The organism is Oceanotoga sp., from assembly GCF_030445905.1.
Taxonomy (GTDB): Bacteria; Thermotogota; Thermotogae; order Petrotogales; family Petrotogaceae; genus Oceanotoga; species Oceanotoga teriensis.
This window is the reverse complement of the sequence record NZ_JASUSU010000024.1, coordinates 1-18,486: the sequence shown is the minus strand read 5'-3', so window position 1 is coordinate 18,486 and position 18,486 is coordinate 1. Positions and strand designations below refer to the sequence as shown.

General features: G+C 24.8%; 18 protein-coding genes. 13 read left to right on the top strand and 5 right to left on the bottom strand.

Going from position 1 to position 18,486, the window contains the following annotated elements:
- Nucleotides 1-9: 9 nt before the first annotated feature.
- Together PWP28_RS08195 and PWP28_RS08190 are read right to left on the bottom strand one after the other, a co-directional pair.
- Nucleotides 10-624 (bottom strand): RloB family protein, encoded by a 615-nt coding sequence (locus PWP28_RS08195; RefSeq protein WP_109605983.1) that lies wholly within the window; start codon nt 622-624, stop codon nt 10-12.
- A complete protein-coding gene (locus PWP28_RS08190) occupies nt 617-1,885 on the bottom strand; it encodes an ATP-binding protein (RefSeq protein WP_308644559.1) in 1,269 nt (422 codons plus the stop codon). Before PWP28_RS08190 ends, PWP28_RS08195 begins: the two co-directional genes overlap by 8 nt.
- A 336-nt stretch (nt 1,886-2,221) precedes the next feature.
- On the opposite strand from PWP28_RS08190, the gene mtnK reads away from it, so the two are divergent.
- The 8 genes from mtnK to PWP28_RS08150 all read left to right on the top strand — a co-directional run bounded on the left by mtnK (nt 2,222) and on the right by PWP28_RS08150 (nt 10,622).
- Complete coding sequence (gene mtnK, locus PWP28_RS08185; RefSeq protein ID WP_109605979.1) at nt 2,222-3,439, top strand: S-methyl-5-thioribose kinase; 1,218 nt, start codon at nt 2,222-2,224, stop codon at nt 3,437-3,439.
- A gap of 27 nt (nt 3,440-3,466) precedes the next feature.
- Nucleotides 3,467-4,501 (top strand): S-methyl-5-thioribose-1-phosphate isomerase, encoded by a 1,035-nt coding sequence (mtnA, locus tag PWP28_RS08180; protein WP_369426065.1) that lies wholly within the window; start codon nt 3,467-3,469, stop codon nt 4,499-4,501.
- A gap of 10 nt (nt 4,502-4,511) precedes the next feature.
- Complete coding sequence (locus PWP28_RS08175) at nt 4,512-6,008, top strand: sugar ABC transporter ATP-binding protein (protein WP_109606720.1); 1,497 nt, start codon at nt 4,512-4,514, stop codon at nt 6,006-6,008.
- Nucleotides 6,009-6,080: 72 nt separating this feature from the next.
- On the top strand, nt 6,081-6,992 hold the full coding sequence (locus PWP28_RS08170) for an ABC transporter permease (RefSeq protein ID WP_374045487.1): 912 nt from the start codon (nt 6,081-6,083) through the stop codon (nt 6,990-6,992).
- A 5-nt stretch (nt 6,993-6,997) separates the two neighbouring features.
- Nucleotides 6,998-8,095, top strand: a complete 1,098-nt coding sequence (locus PWP28_RS08165) for an extracellular solute-binding protein (protein WP_308644557.1) — start codon at nt 6,998-7,000, stop codon at nt 8,093-8,095.
- An 11-nt stretch (nt 8,096-8,106) separates the two neighbouring features.
- Nucleotides 8,107-9,075, top strand: a complete 969-nt coding sequence (locus PWP28_RS08160; RefSeq protein ID WP_308644556.1) for a substrate-binding domain-containing protein — start codon at nt 8,107-8,109, stop codon at nt 9,073-9,075.
- A gap of 98 nt (nt 9,076-9,173) precedes the next feature.
- Nucleotides 9,174-9,818 carry an L-fuculose-phosphate aldolase gene (locus PWP28_RS08155; protein ID WP_240597635.1) on the top strand — a complete coding sequence of 215 codons (645 nt, stop codon included), beginning with the start codon at nt 9,174-9,176 and terminating at the stop codon, nt 9,816-9,818.
- A gap of 57 nt (nt 9,819-9,875) precedes the next feature.
- Nucleotides 9,876-10,622 (top strand): GntR family transcriptional regulator, encoded by a 747-nt coding sequence (locus PWP28_RS08150; protein WP_109606681.1) that lies wholly within the window; start codon nt 9,876-9,878, stop codon nt 10,620-10,622.
- Between the two features lie 34 nt (nt 10,623-10,656).
- Here PWP28_RS08150 and PWP28_RS08145 read toward each other — a convergent pair whose 3' ends face one another.
- Genes PWP28_RS08145 through PWP28_RS08135 form a run of 3 tightly spaced genes read right to left on the bottom strand, consistent with a single transcriptional unit; the run spans nt 10,657 to nt 12,634 of the window.
- Nucleotides 10,657-11,235 carry a hypothetical protein gene (locus PWP28_RS08145; protein ID WP_109606679.1) on the bottom strand — a complete coding sequence of 193 codons (579 nt, stop codon included), beginning with the start codon at nt 11,233-11,235 and terminating at the stop codon, nt 10,657-10,659.
- Nucleotides 11,236-11,259: 24 nt separating this feature from the next.
- Complete coding sequence (rfbB, locus tag PWP28_RS08140; protein WP_308644555.1) at nt 11,260-12,471, bottom strand: dTDP-glucose 4,6-dehydratase; 1,212 nt, start codon at nt 12,469-12,471, stop codon at nt 11,260-11,262.
- Nucleotides 12,458-12,634, bottom strand: coding sequence for a hypothetical protein (locus PWP28_RS08135; protein ID WP_158274918.1), 177 nt, complete (start codon nt 12,632-12,634; stop codon nt 12,458-12,460). Before PWP28_RS08135 ends, rfbB begins: the two co-directional genes overlap by 14 nt.
- 209 nt (nt 12,635-12,843) lie before the next feature.
- Between PWP28_RS08135 and PWP28_RS08130 the strand changes: the two genes are divergently transcribed.
- From PWP28_RS08130 to PWP28_RS08110, 5 genes are all read left to right on the top strand, one after another.
- Nucleotides 12,844-13,593, top strand: coding sequence for an ABC transporter ATP-binding protein (locus tag PWP28_RS08130; protein WP_308644554.1), 750 nt, complete (start codon nt 12,844-12,846; stop codon nt 13,591-13,593).
- 13 nt (nt 13,594-13,606) lie between these two features.
- Nucleotides 13,607-14,509, top strand: a complete 903-nt coding sequence (locus PWP28_RS08125; protein ID WP_264149439.1) for an ABC transporter substrate-binding protein — start codon at nt 13,607-13,609, stop codon at nt 14,507-14,509.
- Nucleotides 14,490-15,242, top strand: coding sequence for an ABC transporter permease (locus PWP28_RS08120; RefSeq protein WP_308644553.1), 753 nt, complete (start codon nt 14,490-14,492; stop codon nt 15,240-15,242). Before PWP28_RS08125 ends, PWP28_RS08120 begins: the two co-directional genes overlap by 20 nt.
- Before the next feature lie 88 nt (nt 15,243-15,330).
- On the top strand, nt 15,331-17,877 hold the full coding sequence (locus tag PWP28_RS08115; RefSeq protein ID WP_308644552.1) for an EAL domain-containing protein: 2,547 nt from the start codon (nt 15,331-15,333) through the stop codon (nt 17,875-17,877).
- Nucleotides 17,874-18,341 carry an MGMT family protein gene (locus PWP28_RS08110; protein WP_264149441.1) on the top strand — a complete coding sequence of 156 codons (468 nt, stop codon included), beginning with the start codon at nt 17,874-17,876 and terminating at the stop codon, nt 18,339-18,341. The genes PWP28_RS08115 and PWP28_RS08110 overlap by 4 nt, the downstream gene beginning before the upstream one ends.
- The last annotated feature ends 145 nt before the right edge of the window (nt 18,342-18,486 follow it).

Genomic DNA, 18,486 nt, shown 5'->3' with positions numbered 1-18,486 from the left:
AAATTAGTATCATGCTTTTTTTATTATATTATATAATTCAAAAATATTAGTATAAGGATTTAATTTTATAAAATTTTTATGATTATATAATTTACAATGATTATCTAATAATTTATTATTATTCTCTATAGCGATTGTTAATTTATCTTTTAATTTTGTAAATAAATCATTTTGTCCTTTTGAATAATTTGGAATAAATTTTTTTATCATTTTGATGATTTCTTTACAATCAGTTTTTTTATCTATTAATTTATAATGCAATATTATCCATAATTCGAAACAAGGATTTGAGAATAATATTTTATATTCTTTTTTTGACATAACTTTTTCTATATTTTCAAAACTATTATAATCTTTGTCAAATACTAAAAAATAATAATCAAACTCATTATTATTACTGTTTTTATAATTTTCAGCGTATTTATGGATGCCTATACAATCTGTTTTATTTGATTTTTTTGTAGTAATAACTATATTTGAATCTTTTAGATGATTGTTTAAAGAATTAAAATATTTTACTTCAGTATCTCCCTCACAAAACATAATAAAAGTTGTATTAGGATTTTTATTTTCAGGTTTTCTACCTTGACTTAAAGATTTTCTTAATTTTTTTCTTTTAGCCATCAATATCAACTCTGTTTAAAATATCCTCAATATAAGGTATAGCTCCATATTTACCAGATAAATATTCATTTTCAAAATTTCCTGTTTTTCTAACATTTTTAATTTCTGATAATGAGAAAAGTTCTGATACACCAAATTTATTTTTATTTATAAACCATATATTATCTTTGTTTAAAGATGAATTTCTTAGAATTCTTGTATTATGAGTAGAAAAAATTAATTGAGCATTGTTTTTATTATATTCTGAATTAAAAAGATCTATAATTTTATCTAATAATAAAGGATGAATACTTGTATCTAATTCATCGATTAATAAAACTCCGCCTCTTTTTAGAGTAGCTAAAAAAGGGCCAATAAGTGAAAAAAACTTCTTAGTACCATCAGATTCTTCTTTTTCAAAATCTAAAACTACACTCGATTTTTCATTATTATCATACGAAAAATGAACTGGGTTTATCTTTATGGAAAAATATTTATCAGGTATTTTAAATTCATCAGGACTAGAATTTTTTATTAACTCTTGAATGCCTTTAGGGAGTTTAGAAAAATCAATTTCTTTATTTTCAATGTTAAAATCATTAATACCAAAGTCTGATAGTTTTAAAAATTCTAAAACATTATCTTTTGTAATTATACCTTTTTCTATTAAATCAATAGTAATAAAAGGTTCTATAGCTGTAGAAGTATTTAAAATATTAATATTCTTAATAAAATCTAAGATTTTTTTAGCTGTTTTACTGTTCCATTGAGACAAAGAAGATAAAAATAAAGTATTAGATTTTGTTTTTTCTTCAACATCTTTGCCTTCATTAAAGTATGTGCCTCTTATGAATTCTCCATTAGTTCTTTCGAAAATTCTTGCTTCTCTTCCTTTTGGTCTATGATATAACCATTCTTCTTCAACTGCATTATTATTTATAGAAAAACCATATCTGTAATAATGATTTTCAATAATAAACTTAGACTCAAATATAACAGGTTCTTTTATGGAATTTTTGTCTAATTTGAATTTTTCAACTGGTATAATATCATCAATTTGAAATCTTGTAGAAGAATAAAGAATAAAAGATCTAAAAAATTTAAAAGCCTTGAAAAAATTTGATTTTCCTCCAGCATTAGGACCATATATTGCAGAAGTTTTTAATAAATTAAATTTTTCAGAATTAAAAGTTGTATTTTCATCGAAATAATTAGTTTCCATTGATAATGTTGTTAGATCTCTAAAAGATCTAAAATTTTTGAAACTAAAATCAATAATCATATTTATCACCTCTTTATATTATATTATATATTTTTTATATATTAAAATCAAATTTAACAGAAAAATGTTATATATACTTTTAAAATTAATAATTTTGCAAATTTATACAATAATTATTATTTAATATTAGTATTTAAAAAATTTAAATATTAGTTATCATATACAGAAAAATACCATTTATTTAAGTTAAATAGGTATATTTTGAAATTTTGAAATATCATAACTTGTAATACAACTTCAATATTTTATTTTTTTATAATAGAATTTATATAAAGTTATATGTTGTAATACAACAGATGACTTATAAAATATATTATAATTAAAGGAGGAATATTTATGAATTATAAGCCTTTTACAGATCAAGAAGTGATTAAATATGTTTATGATAATACTAACATTTTTGAAAATATTAATCTTTTATCTTGTGAAGAAATAGGAGATGGAAATTTAAATCTTGTGTTTAGAATTAGAGATAAAAAAAATAAAAAGAGTGTAATTGTTAAGCAAGCTCTTGATTATTTAAGGGTTGCTGGAGATAATTGGCCTTTAACAAGACAAAGAGTTAAATTTGAATCTGAATGTTTAAAAATAGAAAATGATTTGACAAATGGGATGTGTCCAAAAATATATAAATATGATACTAATATGTGTTGTATAGTTATGGAAGATCTCGTTGATTATGAAATAATGAGAAAAGGACTTATTTCAGGTAAAAAATATAACCATTTTGCAAATAATTTATCTACATTTTTGTCTGAAGTTTTATTTAAAACATCGGATATTTTTATGAATCCTGTAGAAAAGAAAAAATTGATGATGAATTTTATAAATCCTGAACTTTGTAAAATAACTGAAGATTTAGTATTTACAGATCCTTATTATGATTCAGAGAGTAACAATGTAAATCCAGAGTTAAGAGATTATCTTGAAAATTATTTTTGGAAAAATAATGAATTGATAACAAATGTAGAAATTATGAAAGAAAAATTTATGACTCATTCACAATCATTAATACATGGAGACTTGCATACGGGTTCTATTTTTATTAATGATAAAGACTTAAAAATATTTGATGCAGAATTTGCTTTTTATGGTCCTTCTAGTTTTGATATAGGAGCAGTTATCGCAAATTTACTTTTAAATTATATTTCTTGGGGTGGTAAAGATGTGTCAAAAGAATTTAGAAATGATTTTAGAAATTATTTAAAAAATTCAATAATAGAGTTATGGAATTTATTTGAATTTAAATTTAAAAAATTATGGGATGAAAAAGCAAATAAGTATTATAAATCAAAAGAGTTTAGAGATATTTATGTTGAAAATTTATTTCATGATTCTATAGGATTTTCATCATGTAAAATGATGAGAAGGTGCGTAGGTCTTGCACATGTTGAAGATATAGATGAAATTAGAGATTTGAAAAAAAGAGCAAATGTTCAAAAATTAGTTTTAAAAATAGGGGAATTTTTAATAATTAATAGAAATGATATTGAAAGTATAGAAAAATTGATGTCAATAATTGAAGAATTAACAAGTAAGTATGAAATAATTTAATTTTTTAGGAGGGATTTAATAATGAAAATAAAAACAGTTGATTTTATAAATGAAGAGATGATTTTGATTGATCAAAGAAAATTACCAGTTGAAAAAGTATTTTTTAAAACCAAAAATTATAAGGAAGGTATTTTTGCTATATCAGATATGATCGTTAGAGGAGCTCCAGCAATAGGTGTTGTCGGTGCGTATACTGTTTATCTTGCGGCAAAAGAATTTGAAAATATTGATAAAAATGATTTTTTTTATAAAATGAATTTGGCATGTAAAGAAATTTCAAAAGCAAGACCTACAGCAGTTAATCTTATGTGGGCAGTAAAAGAACAGAAAAAAATTATAAAAAAATATGAAAATCAAGATATAAGTTTTATATGTAAAAAACTTCTTGAAAATGCTAATGAAATAAAAAAAGAAGATATAAAGATTAATAAAAATATTGGAAATTATGGCAATGAATTAATAGATAAAAATGCAACTATTCTTACACATTGTAATGCTGGTGCGCTTGCAACAGCTGGATATGGAACAGCTATTGGAGTTATAAGATCGGCTCATTTATCTGGGAAAAATATAAAAGTCTTTGCTGATGAAACAAGGCCAAGACTTCAAGGGGCAAGATTAACGGCTTTTGAATTAGTTGAAGAAGGTATACCAGCAACTCTAATTTCTGACAGTGTAGCTGCAACTTTAATTAGAGATAAAAAAATAGATTTAATTGTTGTTGGAGCAGATAGAATAGCTTCGAATGGTGATACTGCTAATAAAATAGGAACATATATGCTTTCAGAAATCGCAAAGAAATTTGAAATTCCTATGTATATAGCTGCACCAATTTCTACAATAGATTTTGATATTAAAAATGGAAAAGAAATAATTATAGAAGAAAGAGATAAAAGTGAGATTACTCATATAAAAGGAGTACAAATAGCTCCAAAGGAAATTGATGTTTATAATCCAGCTTTTGATGTTACACCTGCAGAAAATATAACTGCTATTATAACAGAAAAAGGTATTTTATATCCTCCATTTGAGGAATCAATTTCAAAATTAATGAAAAAATAGGTGATATTTTATGAAAATTCTTCTTAATATGAAAAATATTAGTAAAAGTTTTAGTAAAATAAATGTTTTAAATAACGTTAATTTGAAAATAGAAGAAGGAAAAGTTTTAGGTTTACTTGGTGAAAATGGTGCAGGAAAAAGTACCTTAATGAAAATTTTAAGTGGCGTTTATAAAAAAGATGAAGGAATTATTATTTTTGAAGATAAAGAAATAAATCCTCAAAATCCTAAAGAGGTTCAAACATTAGGTATTTCAATTATTTATCAAGAATTAAATCTTATAGATAATATGTCTGTTGCTGAAAATATATATTTAGGAAGATGGCCTTTAAATGTATATAAAAAAATAAATTATAAATGTTTGTATGAAAATACTGAAAAGCTTTTAAAAGAGAATAATTTAAATTTAAATTCAAAAGATATAGTTGGTAATTTATCTGTTGGAAAGAAACAAATGGTAGAGATAGCAAAAGCTATTTCATTTAATTCTAAGATAATACTTATGGATGAACCAACCTCTGCTCTTTCAAATGATGAATCTGAAAAACTTTTTAATATTATAGAATCATTAAAAGAAAAGGGGGTCGGAATAGTTTTTATTTCTCATAAGATGGAAGAAATTTATAGAATATGTGATAAAGTTAAAGTTTTAAGAGATGGAAAGGATATGGGAGAGAAAGAAATAAATAATGTAACAGAAAAAGAACTTATAAAAATGATGGTTGGTAGAGATATAGAAGATAGATTTCCAAAGAAAAACAATGAAATTGGAGAGACTATTTTAGAAGTAAAAAATTTAACCAGTAAAAAAGTTAAAAATATAAGTTTTAATGTAAGACAGGGAGAAGTTTTTGGAATTGCAGGTCTTATGGGAGCTGGAAGAACCGAAACAATGAGGGCAATTTTTGGAATAGATAAAATTTTTTCTGGCGAAGTTTATTTAAAAGGCAAAAAGATAAGTATAAAAAATCCTGAAATCGCTATAAAAAATGGTATAGGTTTTGTTCCTGAAGATAGAAAAAAAGAAGGTCTCATATTAGATTTTAGCGTTTTACAGAATAGTGTTTTAGCGATTTTGAATAAAATAAAAAATATTTTTGGATATATTAATCATAAAGAAGAAATAAGAATATCAAATAATATAATAGAAAATCTTGAAGTTAAAACTAATTCAAATAAACAGATTATAAAATACTTGTCAGGTGGTAATCAACAAAAAGTCATAATAGGAAAATGGCTTGAAATAAAACCAGATATATTAATTTTGGATGATCCCACAAGAGGTATTGATGTTGGAACTAAAGCTCAAATATATAGTCTTATAAATAATATAACAAGAAAAGGAAAATCTGTTATATTAATATCTTCAGAGCTTCCAGAAGTTGTAAATATGTGTGATAGAGTAATGGTAATGCATGAAGGTGAATTAATGAAAGTACTTAATAAAGATGAAATATCTCAGGAGAGAATAATGTATTATGCAATAGGTAAAAAGGGGGCTATTTAAATGAATTCTAAAGTAGCTAATAATAAAACTGATGATAGATCTAAATATTTTTTTAAATTGTTATCAAGTAATATGATTTTATTTGGGTTTATAATTTTATGTTTTATTTTAGGACTTTTAACTAATAGATTTTTTACAATAAATAATTGGAGAAATATATTTGTTCAATCTTCAACTACTGGTATTGTAGCTGTAGGAATGACTTTTGTAATAATTACTGGAGGAATAGATTTATCTGTTGGATCAGTTTTAGCTTTTACAGCTATGATTTCTGCGGGAATGATTAGAGGTAATATGAATCCAATTTTAGCAATTATTTTTACACTCGTTTTTGGCCTTGGTATTGGATTAATAAATGGATTATTTATTTCTAAATTGAAGATGCCTCCATTTATAGTTACTTTGGCTGCAATGTCTATTGCAAGAGGTTTGGCTATGGTTTATAGTGGTGGAAGAACAATTCCTATTATGAATGATACATATAATTTTATGGGTCAAGGATATTTATTCAAAATTATTCCTATACCAATCATTATAATGATAATAGCTTTTTTTATTGCTGGTTATATTCTTAAATATACATCTTTTGGAAGAAAAACATATGCCGTTGGTGGAAATCGAGAAGCAGCAAAATTTTCTGGAATAAAAATAGACAATATTGAAATGATTGCTTATTCAATAACAGGTTTAATGTCTGCAACAGCAGGAATAGTTCTATCTGGAAGGTTAGGAGCTTCTTTACCTACATCAGCTGAAGGTCTTGAACTTGATGCTATAGGAGCTGTTGTGATTGGTGGAGCAAGTCTATCTGGTGGAAAAGGTACTATTTTTGGAACATTTATAGGTGTTTTGATAATGTCTGTTTTGAATAATGGAATGAACTTATTAAATGTTAATCCTTTTTATCAACAAGTGTTTAAAGGTCTTATAATTTTGGTTGCGGTTTTAATAGATGTACTTAAAAATAGATATAAAAATGAGTGATTTGTATGAAAATTTTATGTGTTGAAGATCCAATTGTAAATTTTTACTTAAATAAAAATAGTCCTATTAAAAAATATGAGAAAAAAATTTCTGAAAAAATAGATATTGTTGTCTTGAATTGGAATGATTATTATCATGAATATTCTAAGATAATTGATAATGATCTTTATTTATATGATGCTTTTATGTGTCCAGGAAATTTATGGCTCCCAGACCTTATTTTGAAAAATAAAATTTTAAAAATTGATGATTTAGATAATTATAATTTTGAAGATTTTTTTGATTCTGTTAAATATGAAATATATTATAAAAATAAGTTTTATATGTTTCCAATTTTTAATGATGGACATATTATATATGCCAAAAAAAAAGATAATTTATTATATGATAAGGTATTTTTAGATTATAAAAATTTAAAAGAATTTTTACTTCATTATAAAAATAAGTTTTCTTTAAAAGCATCAAAAAATGAAATATTTTTGGATTTTTTACCTTTTTATTTTAATAACAATAATAATTTTACAGATATTTTGAATGGTTTTTCTGAATTTGAAGATTCGTTAAAAAAATCAATTATTGATTATTTATATATTAAAAAATTTTGTATAAATGGATCAGAAGATTATGGAAATAAAGAAATATCTGAAAGATTAAAAACAAATTTATTAGATGCAGCAATTTCTTGGAGTGGTCAAGCTATAGATATATTGAAAAATAATAAATATGATTTTAATTATTATACTTATAGAAAGCCTTTAAAAATTACTTGGGGATTTGTGATTTCAAAAAATACTATTAACTTTAAAAAAACATTAAATTTTTTAAAATTTTTAACTAATGAAGAAAATGAAATCGAATCAGCATATTTTAGTGGTTGTCCATGTAGAAAAAAATCATATAAATATAATTTTTTACCTTTAAAATTAAGGGAAGTTATAATTAAAATGCTTTTAAATGCGAAATCTTTACCTTCTATAAATGGACTAACAGATTTATATTCGATCTTTTATTATTATTTACATTATTTTTATGTTAATGGGTTTAGTGATGAAAAGTATAAATTATTCTTAAAAAATATAAAGAATAATAATTTTATATCTTAGGGAGGATTTTTATGAAAAAGTTTATTACATTTTTTATCATTTTAAGTTTGTCATTATTAGTTTTTTCTGGAAATTCTATGAATAAAAGTAGAACAATAGCTTTGTCTGTTTCTTCTATGAATAATGGTTTTTTTGTAGGACTTGAAAAAGGAGTAAGAGATAGAGCCGAAGAACTTCAAATTAATTATGTTCTTGCAAATGCAAATGGTAGTGTTATGAAACAACTTTCTGATATAGAGGATTTAATAACTCAAAATGTTGATGCATTAATAGTGAATGCACTTGATGGAGATGCAATAATACCTGCTGTAAAAAAAGCAAATAAAGCTGGAATTCCTATATTATTTCTCGATAGAGGAGCTAATTCAACAGGAATGACTTGTTTTATAGAAACAGATAATGTAGCAATGGGAAGAATGGCTGGAGAATATATAGTAAGAAGATTAATAGATAGATATGGAAAACCTATTGGAAATATAGTAGAACTCGAAGGATTACAAGGAGTTACTCCTACTAGAGATCGTGGAAAAGGTTTTAATGAAGTTATAGAAAAATATCCTGATATAAACATCATAGCAAGGCAAAATGCAGACTTTGATCAAGAAAAAGCACTTAATGTTATGCAAAATATATTACAAGCTAATTCTAAAATAGATGCTGTTTTTGGACATAATGATGATAATACAATAGGTGCTATGTCAGCTATAGAAATGTCTGGTAGATCAAAACCGATTGATGATGAAGAACATATAATATTAGTCGGAATAGATGGAATAGCTCAGGCTTTATATGCTGTAAGAAAGGAAAAAATAGATGTTTCTATAACCCAAACAGTTTTAGATATGGGAAAAACAGCTGTTGATCTTGCGATAGATAAACTTGATGGCAAATTTGTACCGCCACATGTATATACGGATTTTTTTATTGTAGATAAAAATAATGCAGATGATGAAAAACTTTGGGGAAATATAATAAAGTAATATATTTTATTTGTAATTTTTATATAGTTTATATTGAATGGTTTACGATATATATCGTAAACCATTTTAATTAAAATATTTTTTAGGAGGTTTTTATTTTGAATATTAAAATTAGAGAAAAAATAGTTAAATATAGTCAAAAAATGATTAAAGATAATCTTACTAAAGGAACAGGTGGAAATATAAGTGTTTTTGATAGAAATAAATCAAAAATTTATATTACACCAAGTGGTTTAGATTACATGGAAATGAAAGAAGAAGATATAGTTGTTATGAATTTAAATGGCAAAAAATTAGAAGGAAATTTAAATCCATCATCTGAATTTTCTATGCATAAAATTTTTTATGAAAATGATAAAAAAATTAATGCTGTGGTACATACTCACTCAATATATGCAACAACTATGGCTTGTTTAAACAAAGAAATACCAGCCATTCATTATCTTATAGGTTTTGCAGGTAAAAAAATTCCAGTAGTTCCATATTATACTTATGGAACAAAAGAACTTGCTGAAAATGCTTATAAGACCCTGAAAGAAAGTAGTGTTTGTTTACTTGCAAATCATGGATTATTAGCAGTTGGAGAAAATTTAATGAAAACATATGAAAAAGCGCTTATGGTTGAATTTGTAGCTGAAATATACTATAGAACTTTATTAACAGGTAAGCCAAATATATTATCAAATAATGAAATGGAAAAAATTTTAAAAAAATTTGATAATTATGGTCAAAAGAATAATTAAATAAAATAAAGTGTTATAATATAATTACTATATTAATTAGTAATTGGTGGTGTATGAATGGTTTTTAAAATAAATAAAAGTGATGAACCTTTAAGTATATTAGCTAGGGAAAAAATAAAAGATTATATCGATGAGAAAAATTTAAAAACAGGTGATAAACTTCCGTCTGAAAGTAATTTTGTCAAAATGCTTGGAGTTAGTAGAATTACTATAAGAGAAGCTCTTAGTCAGTTAAAACAAGAAGGAATAATATATACTATTCAGGGAAAGGGAACTTTTATTAAAAGAACTCCAGTAAACTTGAAAAGTGGATTAGAAGTTTTAAAGTCGGTTACTGAAATTATGGAAACTTTTAAATATAAACCAAGTACAGAATATTTAGATAGGAAAATAGTTATTCCAGAAAAAGAAATAAAAGAAAAATTAAGACTTGAAGATGGTGAAATGGTTGTCACTTATTATAGAAAAAGATTAGCAGATAATCAAATGGCAGTTTATGCTGTTGATAGTATACCTTTAAGATTTTTTGAAAATAAGCCTCCTCAAAAATTACCGACAGAATCTATGATAGAATTTTTTGAAGATTATTTAAAATTTGATCTTGAAAATGCTGTTAGCGAAATAGTTCCAGTTATTTTTGATAAAAAAATGTGTAAAATTTTAAATATAAAAGAACAGAACCTTTTTATGTTGTTAAATCAAGTTTTTTATGATTCGCACGGAATTCCTCTTATTTATTCTCTTGATTATTTTAATACAGAAGTTTTTAAGTTTTTTATTAATAGAAAAAGAATAAAAAAATAAATTTATAAGAAAGCATGATACTAAAAAATTAGTATCATGCTTTTTTTATTATATTATATTCAAATATACAAGGATACTTTCCTTGACTATTGAGTGCAGAAGATATAACAGATTTAATATTTAATTGTATATCTAAAGCTTTTTCATAATGATATTTAAAATGTCCAGCACAACATAAACAATAGGTTTTGGATACTTTTCCTATATTAATGTTTGTAAAACTAGTGCATGCACATTTGTAAATGTTATCTTGTTTCCATTCAATAGAAGTGGTTAATATGTTTTCTTTTATTTTTGGGGAACTCATATATTGAACATTGGATAATAGTTTTATTTTTTCATGTAAATTCTTTTCTTTATATTTTTTTGAGAAGTTTCTTATATCTTTAGCTCTTTTGCCAGTTTTACAACAGGCACACCATGACATAATTTTTATTTTTTGTTCAGTATTTAAATATTTATCGATTCTCGAAGTTATTAATACGAGATTTTTAGCTTTTTGCTCTTTTGAATAGTTTTTGTTTTTATCGATTCCTAAGAATATTTTTTCGATTAAGTCATTGTCAATTTTATGTTTGATCAATGAATCATTTATTTTATTTGAATCAGGCATATTCGTCCCCCATTTTTATGCTTTTTAAATATTGTATTGTTTTATATAGCTATCTATTGTTTTGTAGAGATTTTTATCGAAATTTTTACTACTTTGCCAATTTAAATCTTTTTTTATTTTATTTGAATTTATGGCATATCTTTTATCATGTCCAGGTCTATCTTTTACATATTGTATTAAATCTGTATCTATATTTGAATCTTTTTTGTTTAAGTAGTTTATTATTGTTTTTATTAATTCTATATTAGTTTTTTCTGTTTGATCTCCAATATTATATATTTGACCAGATTTAGCATTTTTTAATACCATTTCTATTGCTTTGCAATGGTCTTCTACATATAACCAATCTCTTATTTGTTTTCCATCTCCATATACAGGAATTGGTTTTTTGTTTATGGCATTTTTTATTACTTTTGGTATTAGTTTTTCTTCATGTTGATTCGGACCAAAGTTGTTTGAACATCTTGTTATATTTATTGGCATTTTATATGTGTCATAATATGATTTTACAATCATGTCTGCAGCAGCTTTACTTGCAGAATATGGGCTATGAGGATCTATTAGATTATTTTCTGTAAAGGGTTTTTCATTTAATTCTAAAGAACCATATACTTCATCAGTTGATATTTGTATAAACTTTGTGTTTGTTTTCCATGTATTTTTTTTTGAATCATACCATATTTTTTTTGCAGAATCTAATAATATTTGAGTTCCTAATACATTTGTTTTTGTGAAAATTTGTGGAGATTCGATAGAGTTATCTACGTGGGATTCTGCAGCGAAGTTTATTATTTTTTCTATATCATATTTTTCTATTATTTCTTGTATTGAATTTTGATTGCATATGTCTTCTTTTATGAATATAAAATTGTTGTTTTTTGATTCATTTTCGATATTTTTTAGATTTCCAGCATAGGTTAATTTATCTATACCTATTATTAAGTCTTTTGGATTGTTTTTTAGATGATGTTTTAAATAATTGCTTCCAATGAATCCAGCAACACCTGTGATTAGTATTTTCATTTTTCCTCCAATTTTTTTATGTTTTCTTTTAAAAAAAAGAAAGTTTAAGTTGTATTCTTTAAACTCTCTTTTTTGAAGTTCTGCAATTTTAAAAGAAGTAATTTTTGTTTCTACTATTTCTAATTCTTCTTTGTTTTTTATATTTAATTTATTTTTTAGTATTAATGTATTTTCATAACAATATATTTGATCTTTTATACTATAGTCTTTCATTTGTTTTATTGTAATTATTGGTTATTTCTTTTACGGCTTCTGTATAAGATATTTTGTTATTTATTATGTCTTCACATTTGTTCAAAGTGTCATCAGAGATTTGAAGGTTTTCATATTCCATAGTACTCTTTATATATTCTAACATTTCTTTTGTTTTTCCCATGTTTTGCCTCCAGTAGTTCTATTTTTATAATTAAAATTATACTATAATAAGGTTACTTAAAGATTAAAAAAGGTTGTTTAGGTCTTTAATTAGTTTTTTTAAAGTTTATCGAGTTTTTTTATATATATAAATTTTTTATTGACTTCTTTTTTTAAATGTGTTAATGTTAGTGTAAGCTAACATTTGAAGTGGTGCTTTTATAATAAGAGGTGATTTTTATTATTAATATATCGAATCTTTGTAAGAGATATGGGGATAATGTAGTTTTAAATGATATTTCTTTGAATGTTGATAAAGGAAAGATGATTGGTATATTAGGATATAGTGGATGTGGTAAGTCTACTATTTTAAAGATAATAAGTAATCTTGAGAGTAAGGATTCTGGAAATTTAATAAATAATAGCATTAATATGGGTTTTGTTTTTCAAGAACCCAGACTTCTTAATTGGATTAATGTTTTTGAAAATGTAGAGATTGTTATAAGGGATAAGGTGAAAAGTAAGCCTTTAAGAAAAGAAATGGTTGATATTGTGTTGGATAAGGTTGAACTTTTGAAGTATAAAAATTTTATGCCCAAAGAGTTAAGTGGTGGTATGAGGCAAAGAGTTTCTATAGCTAGGGCACTTGTTATTAATCCAGATCTTTTGCTGATGGATGAACCTTTTTCTGGTTTGGATTTTAGATTGAGACTTGATTTTATAGATCTTATAAATTCTATATTTTCTTCTGAAAATATTACGGGAATATTTGTTACCCATGATTCAAGAGAAGCTTTTTTATTATGTGATGAAATTTATATTTTTGGTAGAGATCATAATTTTTCTAAGAAGATTGTTTTAGATGAAAATAAATTCGATAGAAAATTAGATTCTTCATCTTTTTTGAAGTTTGATGGTGAAGTTCATTCATCTTATAAGTTTAGAAAGAGATGGTGTAAAAAGAATTTTTTAGAAGTTTAAGGGGGTATTTTAATTGAAGAATAGATATTTATCATTTTTTTTGATTTTTTTATTGAGTAGTTTTGTTTTTGGTGTTAAAGTTAGCGTTCCAGTCGGTCCTGCATCTTTACCTGTTTTTTATTTACAAGAGAATTCTAATGGTGCAGTTGAGGCATCCATACATAAAGATAGAAATATCGTTATTTCAAAACTCATGCAAAATGAGGTTGATATCGCATTACTCCCTACTAATGAAGCTATTAAGCTTTATAATAAAGGGGTAGATATTAAAATTCTCAATATTCATACATGGGGTGTTTTTTATCTTTTGACTACTAATTCAGAGATAAATTCATGGTCTGATCTTTCCGGAAAAGAGGTTTATGTTCCAGATAAAGGTGGACCTATGGATATTTTATTTAGTTTTGTTACTGATTTTTATGATGTTAATAATATTAAGATTAAAAGAGGAAAACCTAATCAAATTGCACAGTTGATGATAAATGATATGACAGATACTGCTTTTTTAAGAGAACCTTTTGTTACGAGTATTCTTTTAAAGAATAAAAAGGCAGTTATATGTGAGGATGTTCAAAAAGATTGGTATGAGATTTCTGGTATTGAGTTACCACAAGCTTCTTTAGTTGTTAGAACAGCTTTTTTGAGAGATAATAAAGAGCTTGTTGAAGATTTCAATAAGGATTATTCGAAAGCCATTGATTGGGTTAATTCTAATATAGATGAAGCATCTAAGCTTGGTATGAAATATATGAATATATCTGATAAGGTTACTAAAGCATCTGTTGAGAGACTTAATTTGAGATTTAAAGATGCACATGATGCCAAAGATGAGATTGAGAAATATCTTAAAGTATTATATGATTTTAATGAAGAGAGTATAGGTGGAAAAATGCCTGATGATGAATTTTATTATTAAATTTAAAAACAATAAGTATATATATTCAATTTTAGGAGTTGCCATATTTTTATTTTTATGGCAATTCTTTTCTTCATTTTATAAGCCCATTATTTTACCATCACCTTTATATACTTTTGAAACTCTTTTGTCTATGATCTTTCAAAAAGATACTTGGTATAATATATGGTTGAGTTTTTTAAGACTTTTTGCAGGGTATTTTTTATCTATGATTCTGGGGACTTTTTTAGGTTTTTTTATGGGATTAAATGAGAAGATTAATATGTTTTTTAATCCAATGATTGTTATGTTGCAGACTACTCCCAATATTTCATGGATATTAATAGCTATAATATGGTTTGGATTAAATTCAAAAATAGTTGTTTTTACTATATTGATATCTATTTTGCCTATATTTGTTATTAATACTCGTGAAGGGGTTAAAAGTACGGATGAAGAGCTTTTACAAATGTCTTATGTGTATAAATTTTCTGATTTTAGAAGATTTACTCATATTTATCTTCCCTCTGTTAAACCTTATATAGCATCGGCAAGTATAATTACAATTGAAAGAGGTTGGAAAATAGGTGCTATGGCAGAACTTTTGAGTTTGGATACTGGTATAGGTGCAGGGCTTTATTGGGCGAGAAATAATCTTCAGACTGAAAAAATATTTGCATGGACTATTATTCTTGTATCTTTGGGATATATTAGTTCTATAATATTGAAAAAAATAATAAAAAAGTTTATATGAGAATATAATGAATACAGATGATTTCATCTGTATTTTTTTTAAATAAAATGTTATAATTGTTTTAAGATGAATATTAGGGGGATAATATATGAATATTATAAGAAGTAGTCTATTTCTTAGAATAACTATATCTGTTATTTTGGTAGTCTCCATTATATTTTTTATTTCTTTATTTTCTATTCAAAGAAGAACATATGATATCCTTTTTGAAATAACTGAAAATACTCTTTTAAAAGAAGCTGATTCTGTATCTAATAAAATAAATGAATTTTTTTCGAGGAATAATTTTGTTGTGAAAGAGATGGCTGTTAATAGACAGATAATAAATTTTTTGAATGATGTAAAAAATAGAGATGAGATAAAGTTAAATGATAATTATAATGATATAATAAAGACTCTTTCTGATATTCAGAAACTAGATGAAAGAATAGCTCTTGTTTGGATTGCGGATTTTGATTCGAGTTATGTTATAAGTCACAATGAATGGAATAGTCCCGCAGATTGGTATATAACTCAGAGAGATTGGTATAAAGATGTTATGAAAGATGGTGATTTTTCTGTTACAGAACCATATGTTGATGCTGTAACTGGAAAAATGGTGGTCAGCATAGTTAAAGCTATAAGAAATGAAAATTCTGATTTGATTGGATTTGCTGCAATAGATTTGATGATTGATTATATTTCAGAACTTTTGAAAAGTTATAATTTTGGTGAGAGTGGTTATGTTTTTTTGATGACTAAAGATAAAAGAATTTTGTATCATTCTGGACGAGGAGATTCTATAAGATTGTCAGAATTTAAGGATAATTATCCAGATATAGTTGAAAATATGAGTGATTTAAAATCAGGATTCGATAGTTTTTATTATGAAGATATTAAAAAGTTTATAGGGTATGCACCTATTTTATCCAATGGTTGGTCAGTTGGAGCGATTTTGCGTGAAGATGAATTTAATAAAAATATAGAGAGTATAAGAACTCTCATACTTTATATAGATATTGTTGGAATACTTTTGTTATTTGCTGTTCTTTATCTCGTTTTACATGAGAATCTAAAAGATATTAAAAGATTAATTTTAAAAGTTGAAGACTATTCACAGGGTAAAAAAAATATAGATTTTTATATAGACTCTAAAGATGAAATTGGTAAGTTGTCTAAAGCTTTATCTAATATGCAATTTGTTATAGATAAACAAAATAGAGATCTTTATAAAGCTAATAAAATTCTTAAAGATATAAATGAAGAGGTTTATGAAAAAAATGAGATGTTAACAGCATCAGAAGAAGAATTAAAAGCTCAATTACAAGAAATACAAGCTCAAAATGAAGAAATAGATTTTTTGGCAAATCATGATTCTTTAACGAATCTTCCAAATAGAAGAAAATTTATGGAAAGAGTTAATAGAGTTATGAATAGGGGTAAAAAAGGATCGATTATTTTAATGGATATTGATAATTTTAAAGTTATAAATGATACTAAGGGACATGTTTATGGCGATGAAGTTTTAAAAGAACTCGCTAAAATACTTGAATCTTTTGATAAAGAAAATATATTTGTTTCGAGATTTGGCGGAGATGAATTTTTAATTCTTTTAGAGGATTTAGATAATCCGGAATTTATTTCTGTTTTTATAGAAGAATTAAAAAATAAATTTGAAAAAATATTTTTTGTAGATGGATATAGAATTGAAATCAAATTCAGTATTGGAATAAGTATTTTTCCGAAGGATAGTAAAGATATTAATCAATTAATAATGTATGCAGATCTTGCTTTATATGAAGTTAAGAGTTCAGGAAAGAATGGTTATAGATTTTTTGATATGGATATGATAAATTATTTACTCAATAAATCGAATATAGATGCGATAATAAAACAAGCAATAGAAAATGATGGATTCAAAATATTATATCAACCTCAGATTAATATAAAAACTGGAGAAGTTAATACTTTTGAAGCTTTAATCAGATTTAAAAATCATAATATATCTCCCTCAAGTTTTATTCCTATATCAGAAGAGAATGGATCTATAATAAAAATAGGTAGAATAGTAACTCAAAAAGTAATAGAACAATTGAGTTTATGGAAGAGAAGGGGATTAAAAATAATTCCTGTTTCTATTAATTTCTCTCCATTGCAATTGCATGATAATGAATATTTTAATTTTTTGATGGAGCAGTTAAGTATTAATGATATAAGTCCCAATTTTATAGAAATAGAGATAACAGAAAATGTTTTTTTGAATTATACAGAACAAGCATTAAAATTATTTAATAGACTTAGAAATAAAGGAATAAAGATTTCTATAGATGATTTTGGAACAGGATACTCATCTTTAAGTTATTTAACAAACCTTCCAATAGATAAAGTTAAATTAGATAAATCAGTAAATGATAAATTTTTAAGACTTAATAATATTAGAGTTATGGACAGTTTGATAATGTTGGTACATAGTTTGAATCTTGAAGTTGTTGCTGAAGGAATTGAAGATTATGAACAAATAAAAAGACTAAAAGTGGGTAATTGTGATCTTGTTCAAGGATATTATTTTAGTAAACCCGTTGATGTAAGTGAGGTTGAGAATTTATTAAGAGAAAATATTTTTTATGATAAATTGCGATTTGAAGGTGATTTATGAAAAATAAAAAATTAACTTTGAATGAAAAACTTAATTCTTCTGATTGTGTAAATAAAATTGTAATAATTGAGGATAAAAAATTAGCGAAACGATATGGTGGAAATAAGATGCTTATTGCAACACCTATAGAATATGATAAGGTCATGAAAAAAATTCCTGAAGGAAAATTAACTACATCTGTTCATATAAGAGAATATTTAGCAAAAAAAAATAATGTAGATTATACTTGTCATTTAACAGCAGGAATTTTTATAAACTTAGTTGCAAGAGCTTCTGAAGAAAGAAAAGAAGAAAAAACTCCATTTTGGAGGACTTTAAAAAAAGATGGAGAACTAAATTTAAAATACCCTGGCGGTATTGATAAGCAAAGAGAATTATTAGAAAAAGAAGGTCATGAAATAATAATGAAAGGTAAAAAAATGTTTGTAAATAATTATGAAAAAGCTTTATTTGAATTAAAGTAACATTCAAACACGTTAAGAGGTGGAAATATGTAAGGAAAGGGAGGAGTAAATGTAACAAAAAAGAAATTGACAGGAGATAGAGAAATGTGATAGTATATACTTCGGCTGGCTGAGAAGCCGGAGAAATAAATGCTGTTTGAAAAGT

Coding starts and splice junctions, on each gene's coding strand:
- PWP28_RS08135 (WP_158274918.1), bottom strand. CDS start 12,634: ATGGGAAAAACAAAAGAAATGTTAGAATATATAAAGAGTACTATGGAA.
- PWP28_RS08110 (WP_264149441.1), top strand. CDS start 17,874: ATGAAAAATAAAAAATTAACTTTGAATGAAAAACTTAATTCTTCTGAT.
- rfbB (WP_308644555.1), bottom strand. CDS start 12,471: ATGAAAGACTATAGTATAAAAGATCAAATATATTGTTATGAAAATACA.
- PWP28_RS08145 (WP_109606679.1), bottom strand. CDS start 11,235: ATGCCTGATTCAAATAAAATAAATGATTCATTGATCAAACATAAAATT.
- PWP28_RS08190 (WP_308644559.1), bottom strand. CDS start 1,885: ATGATTATTGATTTTAGTTTCAAAAATTTTAGATCTTTTAGAGATCTA.
- PWP28_RS08195 (WP_109605983.1), bottom strand. CDS start 624: ATGGCTAAAAGAAAAAAATTAAGAAAATCTTTAAGTCAAGGTAGAAAA.
- PWP28_RS08170 (WP_374045487.1), top strand. CDS start 6,081: ATGATTTTATTTGGGTTTATAATTTTATGTTTTATTTTAGGACTTTTA.
- mtnK (WP_109605979.1), top strand. CDS start 2,222: ATGAATTATAAGCCTTTTACAGATCAAGAAGTGATTAAATATGTTTAT.
- PWP28_RS08165 (WP_308644557.1), top strand. CDS start 6,998: ATGAAAATTTTATGTGTTGAAGATCCAATTGTAAATTTTTACTTAAAT.
- PWP28_RS08120 (WP_308644553.1), top strand. CDS start 14,490: ATGATGAATTTTATTATTAAATTTAAAAACAATAAGTATATATATTCA.
- PWP28_RS08115 (WP_308644552.1), top strand. CDS start 15,331: ATGAATATTATAAGAAGTAGTCTATTTCTTAGAATAACTATATCTGTT.
- PWP28_RS08150 (WP_109606681.1), top strand. CDS start 9,876: ATGGTTTTTAAAATAAATAAAAGTGATGAACCTTTAAGTATATTAGCT.
- PWP28_RS08175 (WP_109606720.1), top strand. CDS start 4,512: ATGAAAATTCTTCTTAATATGAAAAATATTAGTAAAAGTTTTAGTAAA.
- PWP28_RS08160 (WP_308644556.1), top strand. CDS start 8,107: ATGAAAAAGTTTATTACATTTTTTATCATTTTAAGTTTGTCATTATTA.